14 protein-coding genes are annotated in these 17,579 nt (G+C 68.8%); 9 read left to right on the top strand and 5 right to left on the bottom strand.

Going from position 1 to position 17,579, the window contains the following annotated elements:
* Positions 1-12 precede the first annotated feature (12 nt).
* The 5 genes from KS03_RS27895 (at position 13) to KS03_RS27875 (ending at position 6,489) form a co-directional block, all read left to right on the top strand.
* The gene (locus KS03_RS27895; protein WP_017433389.1) at positions 13-204 is read left to right on the top strand and encodes a hypothetical protein; all 192 of its coding nucleotides are present in this window, start codon (positions 13-15) and stop codon (positions 202-204) included.
* 106 nt (positions 205-310) lie between these two features.
* On the top strand, positions 311-958 hold the full coding sequence (locus KS03_RS27890; protein WP_015876271.1) for a carbonic anhydrase: 648 nt from the start codon (positions 311-313) through the stop codon (positions 956-958).
* 297 nt (positions 959-1,255) lie between these two features.
* Positions 1,256-1,570, top strand: coding sequence for a hypothetical protein (locus KS03_RS27885; protein ID WP_017433388.1), 315 nt, complete (start codon positions 1,256-1,258; stop codon positions 1,568-1,570).
* Positions 1,570-2,796: a beta-ketoacyl-[acyl-carrier-protein] synthase family protein gene (locus tag KS03_RS27880; protein ID WP_015876270.1), complete on the top strand. Its 1,227-nt coding sequence runs from the start codon at positions 1,570-1,572 to the stop codon at positions 2,794-2,796. The genes KS03_RS27885 and KS03_RS27880 overlap by 1 nt, the downstream gene beginning before the upstream one ends.
* 279 nt (positions 2,797-3,075) lie before the next feature.
* Complete coding sequence (locus KS03_RS27875) at positions 3,076-6,489, top strand: ATP-binding protein (protein ID WP_045678927.1); 3,414 nt, start codon at positions 3,076-3,078, stop codon at positions 6,487-6,489.
* A gap of 54 nt (positions 6,490-6,543) precedes the next feature.
* Here KS03_RS27875 and KS03_RS27870 read toward each other — a convergent pair whose 3' ends face one another.
* The 5 genes from KS03_RS27870 to KS03_RS29060 form a co-directional block, all read right to left on the bottom strand.
* The gene (locus tag KS03_RS27870) at positions 6,544-7,200 is read right to left on the bottom strand and encodes a response regulator transcription factor (protein ID WP_015876268.1); all 657 of its coding nucleotides are present in this window, start codon (positions 7,198-7,200) and stop codon (positions 6,544-6,546) included.
* A 133-nt stretch (positions 7,201-7,333) separates the two neighbouring features.
* Positions 7,334-8,287, bottom strand: a complete 954-nt coding sequence (locus tag KS03_RS27865) for a fimbrial protein (RefSeq protein WP_015876267.1) — start codon at positions 8,285-8,287, stop codon at positions 7,334-7,336.
* Positions 8,284-10,701, bottom strand: a complete 2,418-nt coding sequence (locus tag KS03_RS27860; RefSeq protein ID WP_158335155.1) for a fimbria/pilus outer membrane usher protein — start codon at positions 10,699-10,701, stop codon at positions 8,284-8,286. The genes KS03_RS27865 and KS03_RS27860 overlap by 4 nt, the downstream gene beginning before the upstream one ends.
* A gap of 13 nt (positions 10,702-10,714) precedes the next feature.
* Positions 10,715-11,455, bottom strand: coding sequence for a fimbrial biogenesis chaperone (locus KS03_RS27855; protein ID WP_015876265.1), 741 nt, complete (start codon positions 11,453-11,455; stop codon positions 10,715-10,717).
* Between the two features lie 7 nt (positions 11,456-11,462).
* Entirely contained in the window at positions 11,463-12,389 is a 927-nt protein-coding gene (locus KS03_RS29060; RefSeq protein WP_017424367.1) for a fimbrial protein, read from the bottom strand.
* Between the two features lie 847 nt (positions 12,390-13,236).
* Here KS03_RS29060 and KS03_RS32135 point away from each other — a divergent pair.
* The 4 genes from KS03_RS32135 to KS03_RS27835 all read left to right on the top strand — a co-directional run bounded on the left by KS03_RS32135 (position 13,237) and on the right by KS03_RS27835 (position 17,477).
* Positions 13,237-13,401, top strand: coding sequence for a hypothetical protein (locus KS03_RS32135; RefSeq protein WP_153477764.1), 165 nt, complete (start codon positions 13,237-13,239; stop codon positions 13,399-13,401).
* Positions 13,398-15,119: an ABC transporter permease subunit gene (locus KS03_RS27845; protein ID WP_015876263.1), complete on the top strand. Its 1,722-nt coding sequence runs from the start codon at positions 13,398-13,400 to the stop codon at positions 15,117-15,119. Before KS03_RS32135 ends, KS03_RS27845 begins: the two co-directional genes overlap by 4 nt.
* Before the next feature lie 22 nt (positions 15,120-15,141).
* Positions 15,142-15,960: an ABC transporter ATP-binding protein gene (locus KS03_RS27840; RefSeq protein WP_017424364.1), complete on the top strand. Its 819-nt coding sequence runs from the start codon at positions 15,142-15,144 to the stop codon at positions 15,958-15,960.
* Positions 15,961-16,082: 122 nt separating this feature from the next.
* Positions 16,083-17,477 carry a carbohydrate porin gene (locus KS03_RS27835; RefSeq protein ID WP_015876261.1) on the top strand — a complete coding sequence of 465 codons (1,395 nt, stop codon included), beginning with the start codon at positions 16,083-16,085 and terminating at the stop codon, positions 17,475-17,477.
* Positions 17,478-17,579 lie beyond the last annotated feature (102 nt).

The following is a 17,579-nucleotide window of genomic DNA, read 5'->3' as shown; positions in this document are numbered from 1 at the left end:
GGCAGGCGCTGGATGCGCGCGCAACCGAATTTCCGCACCGACGAAGGGTTCATGGCGATGGCGCTCCACCGCGCAGCCGGCCATGCGGGGCAGGGCGCCGACCTGCCGTCGCCGCTGCCTGCCGTACCGTGCCCGGTGCCGCCCGGCCTGCGCGGCGCGGCTGTTCCGGGTCTCGACGCGGCTTGCGGTACGATGGCGGCCTGAGCCGTCGGCCCCAGGTGCCGGCGGTCATCGGTGTCGTATCCGGTCGCATGCAGCGGGACATCGCGCGGCGTGGTACGCGCGAGTCGAATTCGTGGAAAAACGGACCATGCAGAATCTGATCGACGGCTTTATCCGGTTCCAGAAAGAGGTGTATCCCACCCGTTCGGAGCTTTTCCAGAAACTTGCCAACAGTCAGGACCCGAAGGTCCTGTTCATCACCTGCTCGGACAGCCGCGTGGTGCCCGAATTGCTGATGCAGGGCCAGCCCGGCGACCTGTTCGTGATCCGCAACGCGGGCAACATCGTGCCCTCGTATGGCCCGGAGCCGGGCGGCGTGTCGGCGACGGTCGAATACGCGGTGGCCGTGCTCGGCGTGCGCGACATCGTGATCTGCGGCCACTCGGACTGCGGCGCGATGAAGGCGATCTCGACCTGCATGTGTCTCGATCATCTGCCGGCGGTCGGCAACTGGCTGCGCCACGCCGATGCGGCGCGCGCCGTCAACGGGTCGCGCGAGTACGATTCGCCCGAGCGCCGGCTCGATGCGCTGGTGCGCGACAACATCGTTGCCCAGCTGGCCAACATCCGCACCCATCCGGGCGTCGCGCTGGGGCTCGCGCAAAAGCGCCTCAATCTCCACGGCTGGGTCTACGACATCCGGGCCGGCGCGATCGACGCGCTCGACGGCGAAACGGGCGAATTTCTCGCGCTGGCCGAACATCGTTCCGTCTGCGCGCTGCGCACGCATTGCTGAAGCTGCTTGGTACCGGCGGCGAGCGCCTGGCCGCGTGGCGCCGGGTCTGGTCCGGAGAGCACCGGGCGCCGAGGCCTGGCCGGAAGGCCCGGGCGAGCCGGATCGCCGTCCGGCCCGGGGGCCGCGCGTGCTGCCTCGCGCGGCCGTGCCGCGAGGGCAATGGCATGGCACGCGCTGCCTGCGCAAAACCGGTGGCGTTCTCCAACTCATACGATGGTGACGCACCGGCCCCGTCGTTACAGTGACGTCATTCGGCCCCGCGTGTCGCGGGGCCGTCGCATGTTACGTACCGAGCGCATGACGAATCCCATTCCCCCGGCCGGCGACGCACTGCGTGTCGCGATCGCATCCTGCATTGCCGAGCATCTGAATGTCGATGCCGCGCGGCTGCTGGCCGGCGTGCCGTTCGCCGAGGTGATCCCCGATTTCGATTCCCTGATGCTGCTCGAGATCGTGTTGCTGCTCGAAGCCAAGTTCGAGCTGAAGCTCGACGAGGTGCCGACCGGCCAGGCCGGTGGCATCGTGCCCTTGCCGCTCGATCTCGAGGAACTGGCCGGGCAGGTCGAGGCGACGGTCTGCCGCCTGAAATACGCACAGGCGGGGTCGCTCTGATGCGCGCGGCGCGGACCGTGGTGGTCACGGGCATGGGAGCGGTGTCGCCGCTCGGCGCGACCCCGGCTTCCATGTTCGCAGCGCTTTGCGACGGGCGCAGCGGCATCACGCGGCATCCCGATCCGGGCATCACGCGCTGCGTCGGCGTGGCCGACGTCGATCCCACCGCTCACTTCTCGCGGCGCATGCTCGATTGCTGCGACCGCGCCACCTTGCTCGCGATGATCGCCGCGCAGCAGGCCGGCAACGCGGCCGGGCTGCAAGACGCGGCGCTGCGCGAGCGCTGTGGCGTGTTCATCGGTACCGGTATTGGCGGCGTCGGCTCGCTCGTGGAGGGCGTGCTGTCGTTTCACGGCCTGATGCGCAAGGGGCCGAAGCTCATCATTCCGGCGGCGATGCCGAACGCGATCGCCGCGCATATCGCGATGCAGATCAAGACGCGCGCCGAGGCGCAGACCTACGCGACCGCCTGCACGGCCGGCGCGGTCGCGCTCGGCGAGGCGTTCCGGCGCGTGCGTGACGGGTATCTCGACATCGCGCTGTGCGGCGCGAGCGAATCGATGCTGACGCCCGAACTGATCGGCGCCTGGCAACAGGCGCGCGTGCTCTGCGACGAGCCCCCCGAGGCGCCGCACACCGGCTGCCGGCCGTTCAGCGCGGCGCGTACCGGCATCACGGTCGGCGAGGGCGCCGCGATCTTCTGTATCGAGCATCTCGATCACGCGCTGGCGCGCGGCGCAGTGCCGCTCGCCGAACTGGCCGGCTACGGCACCAGCAACGACAGCACGCATCTCGCGAAGCCCGATCCCTCGGGCCAGGCGCTCGCCATCGAGCGCGCGCTCGCGGACGCCGGCATCGGGCCGGACGCGATCGGCTACGTGAACGCGCACGCCACCGGCACGCACGGCGGCGACGCGGCCGAAACGCAGGCGCTGAAGCTCGCGCTCGGCAGCCATGCGGCGCGCATTCCCGTCAGCAGCACGAAGGGCGCCACCGGCCATCTGATCGGCGCGGCCGGCGCGCTCGAATTCGCGATCTGCGTGAAGGCGCTGCAACAGCAGCGCGTGCCGCCGACGCTGTACTTCGACGCACTCGATCCGCTCTGCGACCTCGACCATGTGCCCGATCGCGCACGCCGCGTCGATGGGCTCGACTACGTGCTGAGCAATTCGTTCGGCATGGGCGGCAATAACGCGAGTCTGGTCGCGCGAAGATTCATTCCGTAGTCCTTTTATTCTTGTCGTTCGTCAATAATCAGGATCGTTCCCGAGACGTCGACTGCCTGCAGCGTTAGAGTTGAGAGTCGGCACGGCGCCTCGGCCGTTCACGCGCCACTAGAGTGCCGGGTGGGCGCGCGCCAGCGCGGCGGGCGCTTCCCCGCCGACGCCGTGCTTCCCGTTCATGCCCGCAGCGCGGGTTCATCCTGGCCGGCCCCAGCGCGGCCGGACTTCCGAATCCACCGACGCTTCCCGAACCGGGCCGCCCAGCGCGCCCGCTCTCCTTCGATGCAACAGATCCTGAACCTGACGGAAAAGGCGCTTCACGAGGCGTTTGGACGCGTGAACGCGACGATCGTGCGCGGCACGCGCCATATCTGGCTGACGGTCGCCGGTGCGGGCGTCGCGCTGCTGCTGGCGGTGATCGCCGGCTGCACGATCGCGCTGTCGCTGAGGATCGACGACGAGATGCTGCGGCTGGCCCGGATCGCGCGGCGCGTCGAGACGTTCAGCGTGCGCGAGGCCGAAAACAACCGTCGTGCCGCCACGGCGCTGCTTGCCCGGCTAGCGCTCAGCCCCGATCCGGCCGACGAGCGGACCGTCGATCGCGCGCTCGCCCCCGGCGCCGGCTGCGTCGCGCCTTCCCCCTATAGTGACGGGGCGCCGCTTTGCATCGTGTTTCCGGCCGCCTCGCGCAGCGCCTATGGCCCCGCGTGGCGGCAGGTCGCCGACGCCGCGGCCAACGTCGTCGCGTTCTCGGCGGCGGTGTCGGCTGCCGAGCGCCGGAGCCGGCAGGTCTGGGTGGTCGGGCTGAGCCCGCCGTTCGTCGCGACGTCGGCGCCGCCGCCGGGCGGCTTGAGCGAGGGCCTGCTGCTGCGCGAGGCCAGGGCGGCGGCGGTGCGGGCGGGCGGGGTCCAGCTGGTGCGCCATGGCCCGCTCTGGCTCGGACCGTTCACGGAGTCCGGCGGCGGCTCGTCGATCGCGGTCGCGTCGGCCGTCGACACGCGCTTCGGCCGGCTCTACGTGATCGCGCAGCTGCCGGGCGCGGCACTGGAGCGCCGGCTGCACGACGCGAGCGTCGACGTCGGCGCGCACGACGTCGCGCTGGTGTCTCCGGCCGGGCGCGTGGTGGCGGCGACCTCGCCGCGCCTGCGCGCGATGCCCGCGATTCCGCTCTGCGAACAGCCCGCCGACCAAGACTGGTGCTGGACTCCGGGTGGCGTCCTGATCATGCGGCCGGCCAATCCGCAGATCGGCTTGGTGGTCCGCCGGCTCGACTATGCCGAGCTGTTCGGTGCGCTGCGCTGGCCGCTCGGCGGCGGTCTGGCCGGCGCGGTGGCGGTCGCGATCGGCGCGGCCGTCGCGTCGCGCCGCCGCCGCCGCAACCGCGAGGAATCGCGCCGGATCCTCGAGCGCGAGGCCGCCTATCACCTGCTCGCCGCCGTCACGCCGGCGGCGCTGTTCATTTCGCGGCGGCGCGACGCGGTGGTGCTGATCGCCAACACGCTGGCCGGCTCGATGCTCGGCATCGTCGACGGCGAACCGCTGCCGGCGCCGCTCGGCGAGCGGCTGTCGAGCCCGCAGATGTCGGAGCGCGACCGCGCGGCAGGCGAGGCGGCGCGCATCTTCCACTTCGAATATCACGACCGCGTCGCGCCGCGCGACCGCTACCTGCGCGTCACGTTCGCGCCCGTGCACTATCACGGCGACGACGTGCTGGTTTGCGTGGTGGTCGATGTCACGCGCCAGAAGCAGGTCGAGCGCGCGCTCGGCGGGGCGCGGCGGCGCGCCGAGGCATTGGTGCGGATGCGCACCGGCTTCATCGCCGCGATCAGCCACGAGATCCGCACGCCGCTCTCGGCCCTGATCGGCCATCTCGAGCTGATGGCGGGCGAGCCGATGCCGGACCCGGTCGCCGCACGGCTGCGCATCATCGAGCAGGTGTCGCGCTCGCTGCTCGCGACCGCCAACGACATGCTCGACATGTCGCGCCTGAGCATCGGCAAGCTGCGCATGGTGCCGGAGGATTTCGCGCCGCTCGCCCTGTTCGACGAGGCCGCGCAACTGTTCGGGCCGCTCGCGGTGCGCAACGGGCTGCGCTTCACGGCGTGGCTTTCGCCTTCGCTGCGCGGCAGCCTGCATGGCGATCCGGCGCGCATCGGGCAGATCGTCACGAACCTGCTGTCGAACGCGTTGAAGTTCACGCGGCGCGGCGCCATCGTGCTGCGCGCCTGGCGCGCCGACGACGCGAGCGGCAAGGCGCGCCTCGTCGGCGAAGTGCGCGATACGGGGCCGGGCATCGCTCCCTCGGAACAGAAGCGGATCTTCGCGCCGTTCGAGCAGGGCGGCCGCTCGGCGAGGCGGCGGCGCGGCGGCGCCGGACTCGGCCTCGCGATCTGCGCGGAGCTGTGCCGGCAGATGGCGGGCTCGATCCGCTTCGACAGCGAGCCCGGACGCGGCGCGTGCTTTCGCTTCGAGCTGCCGCTCACGCCGTCCGGCGCGAGCGGCCGGGCGCCGGGCGCGCCGGCCGGCGCCCGGCGCGCGGTGCTCGTGACCGGCGCCGAGGCCGGCGCCGCCTCGCCCGAAGGCATCCAGGCGCTGACCGAATGGCTGCACGCCTACGGATTCGAGGTCGAGCAGCGCGGCTCGGCGGCCGAGCTGGCCTCGCTGCCGGCGCCGTATTACGACCTGCTGCTGCGCGCGGACACGGTGCCGGCGCCGGGCGGCGCCGAACCGCCGCCCGGCGCCGGCTCGCCGAGCTTTGGCACGGTGCTGCGGATCGTCCGTCACGCGGCCGGCGACGCGCGGCCGGGGTCTGGCGCGCAAGCCGAGCCGTATCGCGCCGGCGAGCCGTTCGGCACGATCGACGAATGGGATGTCTGTGCGCTGGCCCGCGCACTCGACGCGCTGACGGGGCGCGACGCCGCGCCCGGTCCCGAGCCTCCCGCACCGGCCCCGCAGCCGCTGCTGGCGCTGGAGGACGGCGAATTGCCGGCGGTGCTGGTGGTCGACGACAACGTCTGGAGCCGCAACCTGCTGGCCGAACATCTGCGCCGGCTCGGCGTGACGGCTCATGTCGCGCGCGGCGGCACGGAAGCGCTCGCGATGCTGCGCGCCCATCCGATCGGCATCGTCATGACCGATCTCGACATGCCGGGCATGTCGGGGCAGGCGTTGCTGGCGACGCTGCGCGGGGCCGACCCGCACGCGATCGTGATCGCGGTCAGCGCGAGCGTCGGCGACGACGATGTCGAGGCCGGCCTGCGCGCGGGCTTCGACGATTACATCGGCAAGCCTGCGACCTTCGACGTGCTCTCCACGGCGCTGCTGGCTGCCTATGCGCGGCTCGGCTATCGCGCTTCCACGCTCGGCGATGCGCCGCCGGCCGGACCCGAGCGCCCGGCGCTGGGGCCGGACGAGTTCGCGCGTTATCTCGGCGAGGAACTGGCGGCGTTGCGCGACTGCGTGGCAGGCTGCGACCTGCGGCGCCTGCCACGCCTGCTGCATCGGCTGCGCGGCGCACTCGCCTGGCAGCGGCTCGAGGCGCTGCGCGAGCAGTGCGCGGCGCTGGAGCGTCTGGTCGAACACGGCGGCGACGCGGCACGCGTGCGGGTCTCGGCGCTGCGCCTGATCGATGCGATCGAGGCGCTGCGCATGCGCCTCGCGAACGGCCGGGACGAGCCGGCCGGACACGCTGGCTGAGAGCGGCGAGCCTGCTGCCGCGGATTTTGCCGGCCTGGCGCGGTGAACCGGGCCTCAGCGCAGATTCGCGAGGCCGGCCGCGTGAATGTACTGGATCAACTCGACCGTCGAGCGGATGTTGAGCTTGTCCATCGCGTTACGCTTGTGCGTGGAGACCGTGCTGACCGTCACGAACATGCGCCGCGAGATATCGACGACCGACAGGCCGCAGCCGATGTGGCGCAGCACTTCGAGTTCGCGCGGCGTCAGCGCCGAGGCGGGTGCGGGCGCCGTGCCGCGCAGCTGCTTCGACAGATAGGTACTGCCCTGCACGGCGACCTGGTCGACCGCGGCCAGCAGTTCCTCGAGCGAATCCTCCTTGCAGACCACCGCGTGCGCGCCCAGGTACAGCAGGCGCTGGGCGAGCGCCGGATGATTGAGCGCCGTGTAGACGATCACGCGCGCGCTCGGCCAGTTCTTGCGCAGTGCGCTGACGAGCTTGAGCCCGTCTTGGTCGGCGTGGTCGCTGGTGCCCATGCTCAGGTCGGTGATGATCATCTCGCAGGGATCGGCGCGTAGTTGCTGCAGCAGCTCCGCGCCCGAATGCGAGACGTGGACGACCGTGATGGAAGGCGTCTCGCCGAGCAGTTTGGTCATCGCGCTCGCGACCAGCGGGTGGTCGTCGGCGAGGGCGACGCGGATTCGGCGGTTGAGGGAAGGCGATAGAGTCATGGTCGGGTCGTTGTCAGTGAACGCAATGTCGCGCCGACCCGGCGCGGCGCGACCGGATCGGCTGCTGCGGGTTAGCGGCGGGCAAGGCGGTAGGGTGGTGGGCGGGTTGGTGGTCACGGCATCGTGGAATGAATCAATAGGTGATCGTGAATGTCATCACGCCGTTTGCGGTGCCGCCGCGAATCTCCTTGGCGGTTTGCAGGTAGCGCGCCGACATGTCGATGCGCGCCTCGCCAGAGGCGATCGGCAGCGCTATGCGCCGGTGCCAGTCGATCGGCTTGCCGTCGGCGCCGAGCACCTGGATGCCGACGCCGCTGGCCGCACTCCGGCCGCCGCTCAGGCGCAGCGTGCCGGGCTGGCCCGAGGGGTCCGGGGCGGCGTCGAAGGTCAGCCCGACCGCCGAGACGGCGGCGTCGCACTGCAGCCGGATCGAGAACGGGCGGCTGGCCGCGCCGGTGCCGATCCCGGAGAAATCGGTGCTGGCGACGTCGCCGAAGTTCACGGTCTGCTGCACCGAGCCGGCGGCGACGCGGCAGGTCGGCACGGTGACGACGATCGGCGCGCGCAGCATGAAAGTGATGAAATCCTCGTAGCCGTTCACGCTGTCGAAGCCGTACCGGCCGGCGGGTACGATGCCCGGGCTGATCGCGCCGGTCTTCACGAACTGGATCTGGAAATCCCCTGCCGGATAGTAGAGCAGGTAACCTTTATTGGTGTTGCTGATGGCCTGCGGAGCGTGCCATCCGTTCGGATAGATCAAGCGATAGCCGATCCCCGGCACGTTAGTCGAGAACAAGTCGCCGGACCAGAGCGGCCGCGTGCCGACGAAAATCTCCGTCGTGCCGACCGAGCAGCGTGCGATCGGTATGTATTGCCGCGTCGCTTTGCTCGGCGTGGGCATCGTCAGACGGCCTTCCGTGATCACGGTTCCCACCGGCAGTGCGGGATCCGCGGAAAACGACCCGCCCGGCGCCGCCACGATTCGCGTGCCGCCCCAGTCGGGGTTGCGCGTGCAGCCCGCGTGGACGGCCGGAGCGAGGCCCAGCAGCAGGATCAGCAGACAGAGGTGCCGGCCGCGGTGGATCATGGCGCGTGGCGGGCCGCAAGCGAGCGGGCCGGCTGGCAGGTGAGCGGCTGGTTGCGTTCTTGGCGCGTGATCCGGAACCGGCACAGCGTGTGACGCGCGTCGCCGAGCGTCGCGATAAAGTCGTTCTCGTCGCGCAGGCCGGTCAGCCAGACGCGCCCGAGCGGCCCCACCACGCTGACCACATGGTGCCGAGCGTCGCGGATCATGGCCCCGAACGGCAGCGGCTTGCCTTGCGTGTCGAGCAGGGTGTTCAAGGATCGCCAGCCGATCGCGGTCTGGAAGTGCAGCCGCGTGATCGCGCCGCGCGTGGGGACCGTGGTGGCGATCGATTGCAGCAGCGTGGCCTGGTTGTCGTCATCGTCGCGGCCCTGGGGTTCGTCGAGCCGGATTCGGTTGCGCCGGTACGGCATCAGGCCGGTCACCACCGCGCGGCCGTCGCGATTGGTGCGAATCCCGGGGTTGCCGTTGACGAGCGCGCCGCGCAGGCCGGGCGCATCGACGATGGCGGAGGTTTCGTCGACGTGCTGCGAGAGCAGCACGCCGCGCGCATCGCCGACGATGCCGCCCTTGACCTCGGCCACGGTACGCGCGGCGCGCTGCATGAAGGTCTGCGACAGCGCGACCATGCCCTTGGCGCCGGCGTAGGTGGTGGACGCGTAAAAGCTGCTGTCGTTACGCGTGCGCGACGCATTGGCGGTGTAGCTGAGCCGCCCGTCGCGCAACAGCGAACCGAACACGCTGGCCTGCTGCGACATGCCCGCCCGCCGGTCGTAGTTGCCCGAATAGCTGACGTTGGCCGCGCGGCCGAGCGGCAGGCTCAGCGTGAGGAGCAGATAGTGGCTCACGTCGCGGCCGCGCTGGCGGATGTTGCCGACGCTCAGGGTGTAGCTCGCCGCGCGGTACGAACCGCTCAGGCCGATCTGCAGGATGCGGTCCGAGGGCCGGCCGCCGAAATACGTGCGATGGTCGTATGAGGCATACATCGCGAGGGCGCCGCCGAGCCCCTGGTTGACGGTGAGCTGCTCGTGCGAACGCACCCCGTGCTCGGCGGAGGCCTGCAGCGTGTTGCCCATCGCATCGTCGAAATTCAGGAACGCCGCGTTCGTGTAGCGGCGCAACGTGGCATTCGCATTGAAGCGCAGGCGCGTGATCGAGTTCGCGTAGCGCAGCCGGTACGCGATCGACGGCAGGTTGCCCGTCAACGCGGCCGCGGCGCGCACGAGGTCGACCGAGACCGCGCCGGCGCGGCCCAGATCGAGGCCCGCGCCGAGGCTGCGGGCCGTGTAGCGGGATGCCTGGATCATGCCGCCGAACAGCGTGATCCGGTTGCCCATGCCGCGCTCGGCCTCGGCCCAGACGAACGGGTCGTGATGACGGTCGCCGTAGCCGTCGTAGGTGCCGGCCGCGATGCGGTAGCGCATGCGGCCCTGGCGCAGCATGATCGGCAGCGTGTTGTAGGGCTGACGGTAGTGCGTGACCCTGCCGGCCGCGTCGGTGATCGTCACGTCGAGATCGGCGCCTGCCGCCGCGCCGCCGAGATCGTCGATCGCATACGGGCCGGGCGGCACGTACTTGTCGTAGACCGTGCCGCCGTTCTGGCGGATCGTGACCCGCGATTCGCTGGTGGCGACGCCGCGAATCACGGGCGCATACCCCTGCAGGCTGTCCGGCACCATGCCGTCGTCCGACTGCAGCGTGACGCCGCGAAACCGGAAACTGTCGAACAGGTCGCTCGGCGACGACGTGTCGCCGGCCGTCAAGCTGCCGCCGAGCCGCGCGAGCGGCGTCGACAGCGAAAACTCGGCCGGCTGCCAGGTGGTCCGGCCACGATCGAGGTTCGCGTAGTTGCGATTGCGCAATAGCCAGCGGCCTGCGTTGACGGCCGTGTCGAGGTTCAGCGTCGCGCCGGTGTCGCCCTGGATGGCATCGTGGTTGACGCTGACGTCGTAGTTCGCCACGGCCGCGGTTTCGCCGTAGTTCCACAGGCGCGGATCGACGGCGCCCGCCGCGTGGTGGAGCAGCGCGGTTTGCGGCACCGTCACGAACAGCGACTGATTGTGTGCCTGGTAGCGCACGGTCGCGCCCGGAATCGCCGATTCGAGGTCGATGCAGCTGTCAGCGCTGGCGGGCAGCCGAGCCGTGTCGACCCCCCAGTCGTCGAGCATCGCCCCTGTAATACAGGGGACGACGTGCTCGTACTGGTCGCCGCTCGCGACGAAGCGGACCATTTGCAATCCGGTTGGCTCGCGATTGAACGTCACGAGGGTAGGGTGGCGGCCTGGCAACACGCTGTTTTCCTTTGCGAAGTAATCGAGATCGACTGGTAGTGCCACACCGTCCAGCGTCAGGAAGTCGTTGTTGAAACGCAGTGCGTCGCCGCTTCTGGCCGTGCCGGCGGTGGCGAACAGCAACACGGCGAGCGCGAGCCTAGTGCGGCGTGGACACCGGGCCGTCGAGCGGCGGCGTGAAGGGCGCGCTGATGCCGCCGTAGTCGTTGATCGATTGGATTCGGACATCGGCCGGCGGGCAGGACATCCTGGGCATCGGCAACGAAGCATGCGGATTGACGGTCAAGGATGTCTGTCGGTCGTCTTCGGGGCAGGTGACGAACAGTGAGGCGACATACGGCGAGGTGTTTTCCACCGATGCGCCGCCTCGGCTCAGCCTCAGGTCGCGTTGCAGGTCGAATGCGCCGTCGAGCCCGGGCGGTCGGTACAGCAGCTTGATGCGCGTGCGGATCGCGAATTGCAGCGTATTGCCCGCGGAAGCCTGCGGCGCTGGCGGGATCTCCTTCACATTGAGCCAATAGAGACGCTCGACGCGCGTGTCCGGCGCCTGTCCGACCAGCGTCACGCGGATCAGGTTGGTATCGCCCGGATCGAGGCGGAACAAGGGCGGCGCGGCGAAGAACGGGGTATCGAGCTTGTCGTCGGCCGTTTCGATCCAGGTCTGCACGATGGCCGGCTCGGTACCGGCGTTCGACACGGTGAGCGTCGCGTCCGGATGGCTGGCCGCATAGATCACGCGGGTCTTGCTGAGCCGGACGTCCGCATGGGCCGATTGCCAGGGCAGAAGCGCCGCCACCGCCAGCGCGACGGCGGCGACGCGATACGGCAGGCGCCTTGCGGCAGCCGATGCGCGCCGCGGTGTGGCATGCGGGGCGGTCATCTAGAACTCATGGATAGGAAAGCGTGAACTGCGCGATGGCGTTTGCCTTGCCGGCAACGGGGGTGCCGCCGTTAGACGTGTATTGGGCGGCGAAAGGAATGTCGTTGTCTCCCGTCTTGAGCTTGACCGAGGCCGAGGTCGTGTCGAGTTTCAGCGCCTTGCCGTCCTGATAGAGCTGAATGGCGACATTCTTTGCCGCGCCCGATTCGCTCGTCAGAGCAAGCATGCCGTCCCCCGCCTTCGTACCGCTGAACGTCACCTGGACGGTTTTCTTAATGGCCGTCGAGCAGTTGTTCAGCTTGATGCTGAAGGGCGTTTTCGGAGCACTGCCATCGAGAACTGCCCCGGTGCTGATGTCCTGCATGGAAACCTGGAGATTTTTTCCGTCGGTGGAAATCGTGCACGGTGCGTCGACGACGTTGCCGTTGAAATTGACGGTGCCGTCGAACGCATGGGCCGAGGTCGAAACCGCCAGCGCGAGCAGCGCGCCCGCAACGGGATGGAGCGAGTACGTGTTCATGAGAAGGTGCCGAGTTGAGAGTGAAGCGGGCCAAGCAATGGACGAGAGCCTGCCGTGACGGCGATCCGGCGCCGCTAGGGCGCCGACGAGACGGCAGGCGGGCAGGAAACAGAGCCGGCGAACGAGCATGCCGCCAAGATGCGGCCGGCTGGACAGTCCGAGCTGGTGAGCCGAATCGCTTGCGAGCCAGCGCACGGGGCGGCACAGGCAGGCGGCCAGCGCCGGATGGCGCCGCATCCGTGCCACCAGCCAGCGGCCCCAGATGCCATAGCCGTGCCAGTCGCGCTTGCTCAGCACCTGCCGGTAATAGAGCGTGTCGGCGCGCAGTTCTTCATTGGAGAGGAGGCCGGACCGATTGAGTTCGACGCAGACAATCTTGTTCTCCGGACCCCAAAGGCCCCGATCGAAATTCATGTCGATGCCGCTCCAAGAAAAGACGTAGAGAAGTGTGATAGATGATAGTGGCATGTAAATAATCGGTGAATGCTGCCGACAAGATATGCATAGGATTTCGAAAAGTTTCGACCCGCCGATGAGGATGACGGAACCGTCGCCCGGATCGGCGGTTTCATCTGCCTTTCAGATGATCGCGTTCTTGATGTGCGTCATGGTGTCCGATGTGCTGCTTTGACATGGAAAACGAAAGACCCCTACTATTCGCCCTGTTTTCATCTTCGGAGACTTCAGTGCAAGCCGATGCAAGCAGTAGTGGATTAAGAACCCACCTTGCCGCGGACTGAGGATTCGACGCATTTCACTGCGCCGCATCCCGGAACGCGGGATGCGGTGTCATCTCGCCCGATCGGGCAGATTTCCCGCCTGAAGACCGACCGACTCGACCACGCCGCCTGACGGCGGCCGGTGCGCTCGCGTAGCGCCGCCTGTCCGGCTGCTTGCCTGACCGGTTCGCCGTGTCGATCGAATCGTTCCACGACATTCCATCCAAGCCACTGCACGGCAGACGTCGCGCCCCGTGTGGCAACGCGTGTCCGGTCCTCGGTTCGCCGCCGGCCGGCGCCGCGCACCGCCCTCGGCACGCGTGCGGGGGCGTGCCTCGTCGGCGATCGTTGCCGTAGTTATCCGCTGCCGGTGCCCGCGGATAACTACGGATCGAGGCGAGCGCCGGCGACGCGGGATCGGTGTCGTATCGACTGCCATGACGGACTTGCCCGGGGCCGCCGCGCGCGAAGCACGATTGACGTGCGTTTCGCGCGGCACGGTCAGCGTTTTGCATTCCTGATCATGGCCGAGGAGACGAGACATGAAACTCGCCGTTCGCTCGCAATTCGTTCTCAGGAGCCTTCTGTATTTCTCGCTGGGCGCGCGCGCCGCCGCCTTGCCGCGCTTCGCGCCTCGTCGTGCCGTGCCGGCCGCGCGCCGCCTCGCTTTCCCCAACCGTTCCGTAGCTCAGGAGCCAGCAACATGAAGTCACTTGTTTTTCCGAAGCGCCGCGAGGTCTCGCTAGGCAGCGACGTGATCGTGCTCGTCTGCGCCGTGCTGTTCGCATGGTTCTTCGCGACCACGTGGATCGACATGCATCGTCCGGCCAGCGAGAATCCGGCCGTCGCGCTCGCGCCGGCGAACCTGCTCTACTACTCGATGCGTACCACCATGCGCTTCCTGATCGGCATGGTCTGGTCCACGCTGTTCTCGCTGGTGTTCGGCGTGCTCGCCGCGCGCTATGCGCCGATGCGCCGCGTGATCCTGCCGTTCGTCAATTTCATGGAATCGGTGCCGCTGGTGGGCTTCATGACGTTTACCACCGGCTTCTTCCTCGGGCTCTATCCGCACAACACGATGGGGATGGAGGCGCTCGCGATCTTCGCGGTGTTCACGGGGCAGGCCTGGAACATGATGCTGACCGTCTACCAGACCATGCGCGTGGTGCCCAAGGAACTGCGCGAAGTGGCCGATTCGTTTCGCTACAACGCCTGGCAGCGCTTCTGGCGTCTCGAATGGCCGTACTCGGTGCCGGGCTTCCTCTGGAACGCCATCAATTCGCAGGCGGCCGCCTGGTTCGCGCTGGTCGCCTCGGAGGCGATTCCCGCCGCCAACGGCGACACCGTGCTGCTGCCCGGCGTGGGCTCGTACGTCTCGATGGCACTCGACTCGGCCAGCTATCGCGCCGTCGTCTACGCGCTGATCGCGCTGGTGCTGAACATCGTCGTGATCGACCAGTTCATTTTCCGCCCGCTGGTGCGCTACACGATTCGCTTCAAGAGCGACGATTCGGCGGCCAAGCGCGATATGCAGTACCGCTCGTGGTTCTACGACTGTCTCGCCAGTTCGCGGATCGCACGCTCGGCCGGCGAGCTGCTCGCGCAACTGGCCAATGCCTGGATCTTCGGGCTGCCGCGCGTCTGGTACGCGCTGCGCATCGACTGCCTGACGCGCCTGCTGGCGCGCGCGAACTGGCTCTGGTCGACGATCTGGTACTTCGCGCTGACGGTGGGCTGCGCCTACGGCGGCTACCAGCTCTGGCAGTACGTGCCGAAGCAGGACCTGGCGATCATGCCCTGGTGGATGCTGGAGACCGCCGCGCGCGTCACGCTCGCGATGCTGCTCAGCTGTTTGCTGTTCGTGCCGCTCGGCGTCTGGATGGCGTGCCACCCGCGGCGGCTGACCTGGTGCCAGCCGGTCGCTCAGGTGCTCGCGGCGATCCCGCCGAACATCTATTACCCGCTGATCGCGCTGTTCGTGATCACCGCGCACCGCTCGCTCGGCTGGTGGACGATCCCGATGATCATGGTCGGCACGCAGTGGTACTACCTGTTCAATGCCATCGCCGGCACGCTCGCGATTCCCACCCAGATCACCGAGGTCAGCCAGATTTTCCATCTGAAGGGCGCCATGTGGTGGCGCAAGTACATGCTGCCGGCGATCTTTCCGTACATCGTGACCGGCACCATCTCCGCCGCCGGCGGCGCCTGGAACGCGGCGATCGCCGCCGAGATCGTGCAATGGGGCTCGCACACGGCCAGCACCTCGGGCCTCGGCGCCTTCATCTCCACCACCACCGCCAATGGCGATCACGCGGCCGCCGCGCTCGGCTGCACCGCCATGTGCTCCATGGTTGCGCTTTGCATCATGTTCGTCTGGCAGCCGCTGTACCGCTTCGCCGAACGCAAGTTCCGTTACGACTGATCCGATCCCAAGGAGTCACCTCATGAAGAACCTGTCGAATCCTTTCCATGTCCTGGCGCCGCTGCCCTCGCGCTTCCTCGAGCTGAAGAACGTCAGCAAGACCTTCTTCGGCCAGGGCGGCGCGGGCCACGAAGTGCTGCACGAAATCAACCTTGAGATCGGCGTCAACGAATTCGTCAGCATCCTCGGCAAGTCGGGTTCGGGCAAGTCGACGCTGCTGAAGACGATCGGCGGCCTGGAGCAGCCCACGCTCGGCGCCGTGTCGCTGCGCGGCGAGGAGCTGCGCTGCCCGCACAGCGCGATCAGCATGGTGTTCCAGACGTTCGCGCTGTATCCGTGGCTGACCGTGTTCGAGAACATCGCGTTCGGCCTGCAGGCCAACGGCATCGAGGCGACGCGCATCGATCACGACGTCGCCAACCTGATCCGGCTGATCGGGCTGCAGGGCTACGAGAAGGCATTTCCGCGCGAGCTGTCGGGCGGCATGAAGCAGCGCGTGGGTTTCGCCCGCGCGCTCGCGATCGAGCCCGAGCTGCTGCTGCTCGACGAGCCGTTCTCCTCGCTCGACATGTTTACCGCGGGCAAGCTGCGGGACGACCTGATGGCGATGTGGACCCGCCGCGAGATCGGCACCGCGTCGATGATCATGGTCACGCACGACGTGACCGAAGCGGTGATGATGTCCGACCGCCTCATCGTGCTGGGCTCGAACCCCGGCCGCATCACGCACGAGATCTCGATCGACACGCCGCGCGCCGAGCGCACCGTGCGCAACATGCTCGACCGGATCGAGCATGTGACCGAGCTGCTCAACGCGCAGATCGCGCTGTCCTACGCATGACGCCCGCCCCCGCCCGCCGCCCGCCCGTCACCCGGACGGGCGGAGCGGGGTGGCTCCGACCACAGCAGGCATCCTGAACGAAGACATCGGCCGTAGGGCCGTCCCGATGTGAGATCCACCTGATGAAGAAGATCAAGCTTTCCCTGAAAAAGCGCGACGCCGCCGTGCTCGGCGCCTTGCTGGCACTACTCGTCTGCCGCGGCGCCGAAGCCGGCGCGGCGCCCACCGACCTGATGCAGCGCGCGACGCTGTTCGGCGATTTCGGCGGCATACGTCCCTGGCTCGCCGATCACGGCGTCGATCTCGGCCTGCAGGAAAGCTCGGCGTATTTCCGCAATTTCACCGGCGGCATCCGGCGCGCCGGCCAATATAGCGGCACCACCCAACTGACGATCGGCGTGGACACCAAGAAGGCGTTCGGCCTGCCGGGCGGCACCTTCAATGTATCGGGCCTGCAGATTCACGGCCGCAGCCTCAGCATGCACGATCTCGGCCTGATGCAGAACGCGGGCGGACTCGAGGCGGACGCCGGCACGCGGCTATGGGAGCTCTGGTATCGACAGTCGCTGTTCGACGGCGCGTTCGACGTGAAGATCGGCCAGCAGAGTCTCGATCAGGAATTCATGGTCAGCGATACCGGCTCGGTGTTCGCAAACGCCGCATTCGGCTGGCCGGGCCTGCCGTCCGCCGACATGCCGGCGGGCGGCCCCGCCTATCCGCTGTCGTCGCTCGGCGTGCGGCTGCGGCTTGCACCGTCGGCGCACTGGACCTTGCTGGCCGGCGCCTTCGACGACAATCCCGCCGGCCAGGGCGAAGGGGACGCGCAACGCCTGAACGCCCACGGCACCACGTTCAACCTGCACGGCGGCACGCTGCTGATCGGCGAGGCCCAATACGCGCTGAACCCGGACGATCCCACCGCGGGCGGCTTGCCTGCGGGCCTGCCCGGCACCTACAAGGTCGGGTTCTGGTACGACACCGGGCGCTTCGACGATCTGCGCGACGGCGCCGACGGCGTGCCGCTCGCGGCCTCGGCGAGCGGCGGCACGGCGCGCTCGCATCACGGCAACTACGGCCTTTATGCGATTGCCGACCAGACGGTCTGGCGCGCGGCGGCGGGCGGCCCGCGCGCGGTGAGCGTGTTCGCCGAGGTGATGGGCGCGCCCGACGACCGCAACGTCGTCGGCATCGGCGTCAATGCGGGCCTTGCGCTGAAGGCTCCGTTCGCGGGGCGCGACGACGACGTGGCCGGCATCGCGGTCGGCTATTCGCAGATCGGCTCGCATGCGCGCGCGCTCGACCGCGATACCGCCGCCGCCACGCCCGGCTATCCGCAGCGCAGCGCCGAGACCGTGCTCGAGGCCACCTACCAGTACCAGGTCGCGCCATGGTGGCAGCTGCAAGGCGATCTCCAGTACGTGTTCCGGCCGTCCGGCGGCATCCCGAATCCGCTCGATCCGGGCCGGCGCATCGGCAACGAACTGATTGCCGGCGTGAAGACGGTGCTGCAGTTCTGAGGCGGGCCGGTGACGCGGCGGGGCGGCGTGCCATCCTCGCCGCCGTCGAGCGTTCGCTCCAGTGCGACGATCGACGCCGGTTCGCCTTCGGCCGGCAGCATG

It is taken from the genome of Burkholderia glumae LMG 2196 = ATCC 33617, assembly GCF_000960995.1.
GTDB lineage: Bacteria > Pseudomonadota > Gammaproteobacteria > Burkholderiales > Burkholderiaceae > Burkholderia > Burkholderia glumae.
The sequence above is the reverse complement of the archived record's forward strand: the minus strand, read 5'-3'. Positions and strand labels throughout refer to the sequence as shown.

What these genes read in the sequence shown, in the direction of transcription:
- KS03_RS27885 (WP_017433388.1), top strand. Translation starts at nt 1,256, where the DNA reads ATGACGAATCCCATTCCCCCGGCCGGCGACGCACTGCGTGTCGCGATC.
- KS03_RS27870 (WP_015876268.1), bottom strand. Translation starts at nt 7,200, where the DNA reads ATGACTCTATCGCCTTCCCTCAACCGCCGAATCCGCGTCGCCCTCGCC.
- KS03_RS27865 (WP_015876267.1), bottom strand. Translation starts at nt 8,287, where the DNA reads ATGATCCACCGCGGCCGGCACCTCTGTCTGCTGATCCTGCTGCTGGGC.
- KS03_RS27880 (WP_015876270.1), top strand. Translation starts at nt 1,570, where the DNA reads ATGCGCGCGGCGCGGACCGTGGTGGTCACGGGCATGGGAGCGGTGTCG.
- KS03_RS27840 (WP_017424364.1), top strand. Translation starts at nt 15,142, where the DNA reads ATGAAGAACCTGTCGAATCCTTTCCATGTCCTGGCGCCGCTGCCCTCG.
- KS03_RS27835 (WP_015876261.1), top strand. Translation starts at nt 16,083, where the DNA reads ATGAAGAAGATCAAGCTTTCCCTGAAAAAGCGCGACGCCGCCGTGCTC.
- KS03_RS32135 (WP_153477764.1), top strand. Translation starts at nt 13,237, where the DNA reads ATGAAACTCGCCGTTCGCTCGCAATTCGTTCTCAGGAGCCTTCTGTAT.
- KS03_RS27875 (WP_045678927.1), top strand. Translation starts at nt 3,076, where the DNA reads ATGCAACAGATCCTGAACCTGACGGAAAAGGCGCTTCACGAGGCGTTT.
- KS03_RS29060 (WP_017424367.1), bottom strand. Translation starts at nt 12,389, where the DNA reads ATGAATTTCGATCGGGGCCTTTGGGGTCCGGAGAACAAGATTGTCTGC.
- KS03_RS27890 (WP_015876271.1), top strand. Translation starts at nt 311, where the DNA reads ATGCAGAATCTGATCGACGGCTTTATCCGGTTCCAGAAAGAGGTGTAT.
- KS03_RS27895 (WP_017433389.1), top strand. Translation starts at nt 13, where the DNA reads ATGCGCGCGCAACCGAATTTCCGCACCGACGAAGGGTTCATGGCGATG.
- KS03_RS27855 (WP_015876265.1), bottom strand. Translation starts at nt 11,455, where the DNA reads ATGACCGCCCCGCATGCCACACCGCGGCGCGCATCGGCTGCCGCAAGG.
- KS03_RS27845 (WP_015876263.1), top strand. Translation starts at nt 13,398, where the DNA reads ATGAAGTCACTTGTTTTTCCGAAGCGCCGCGAGGTCTCGCTAGGCAGC.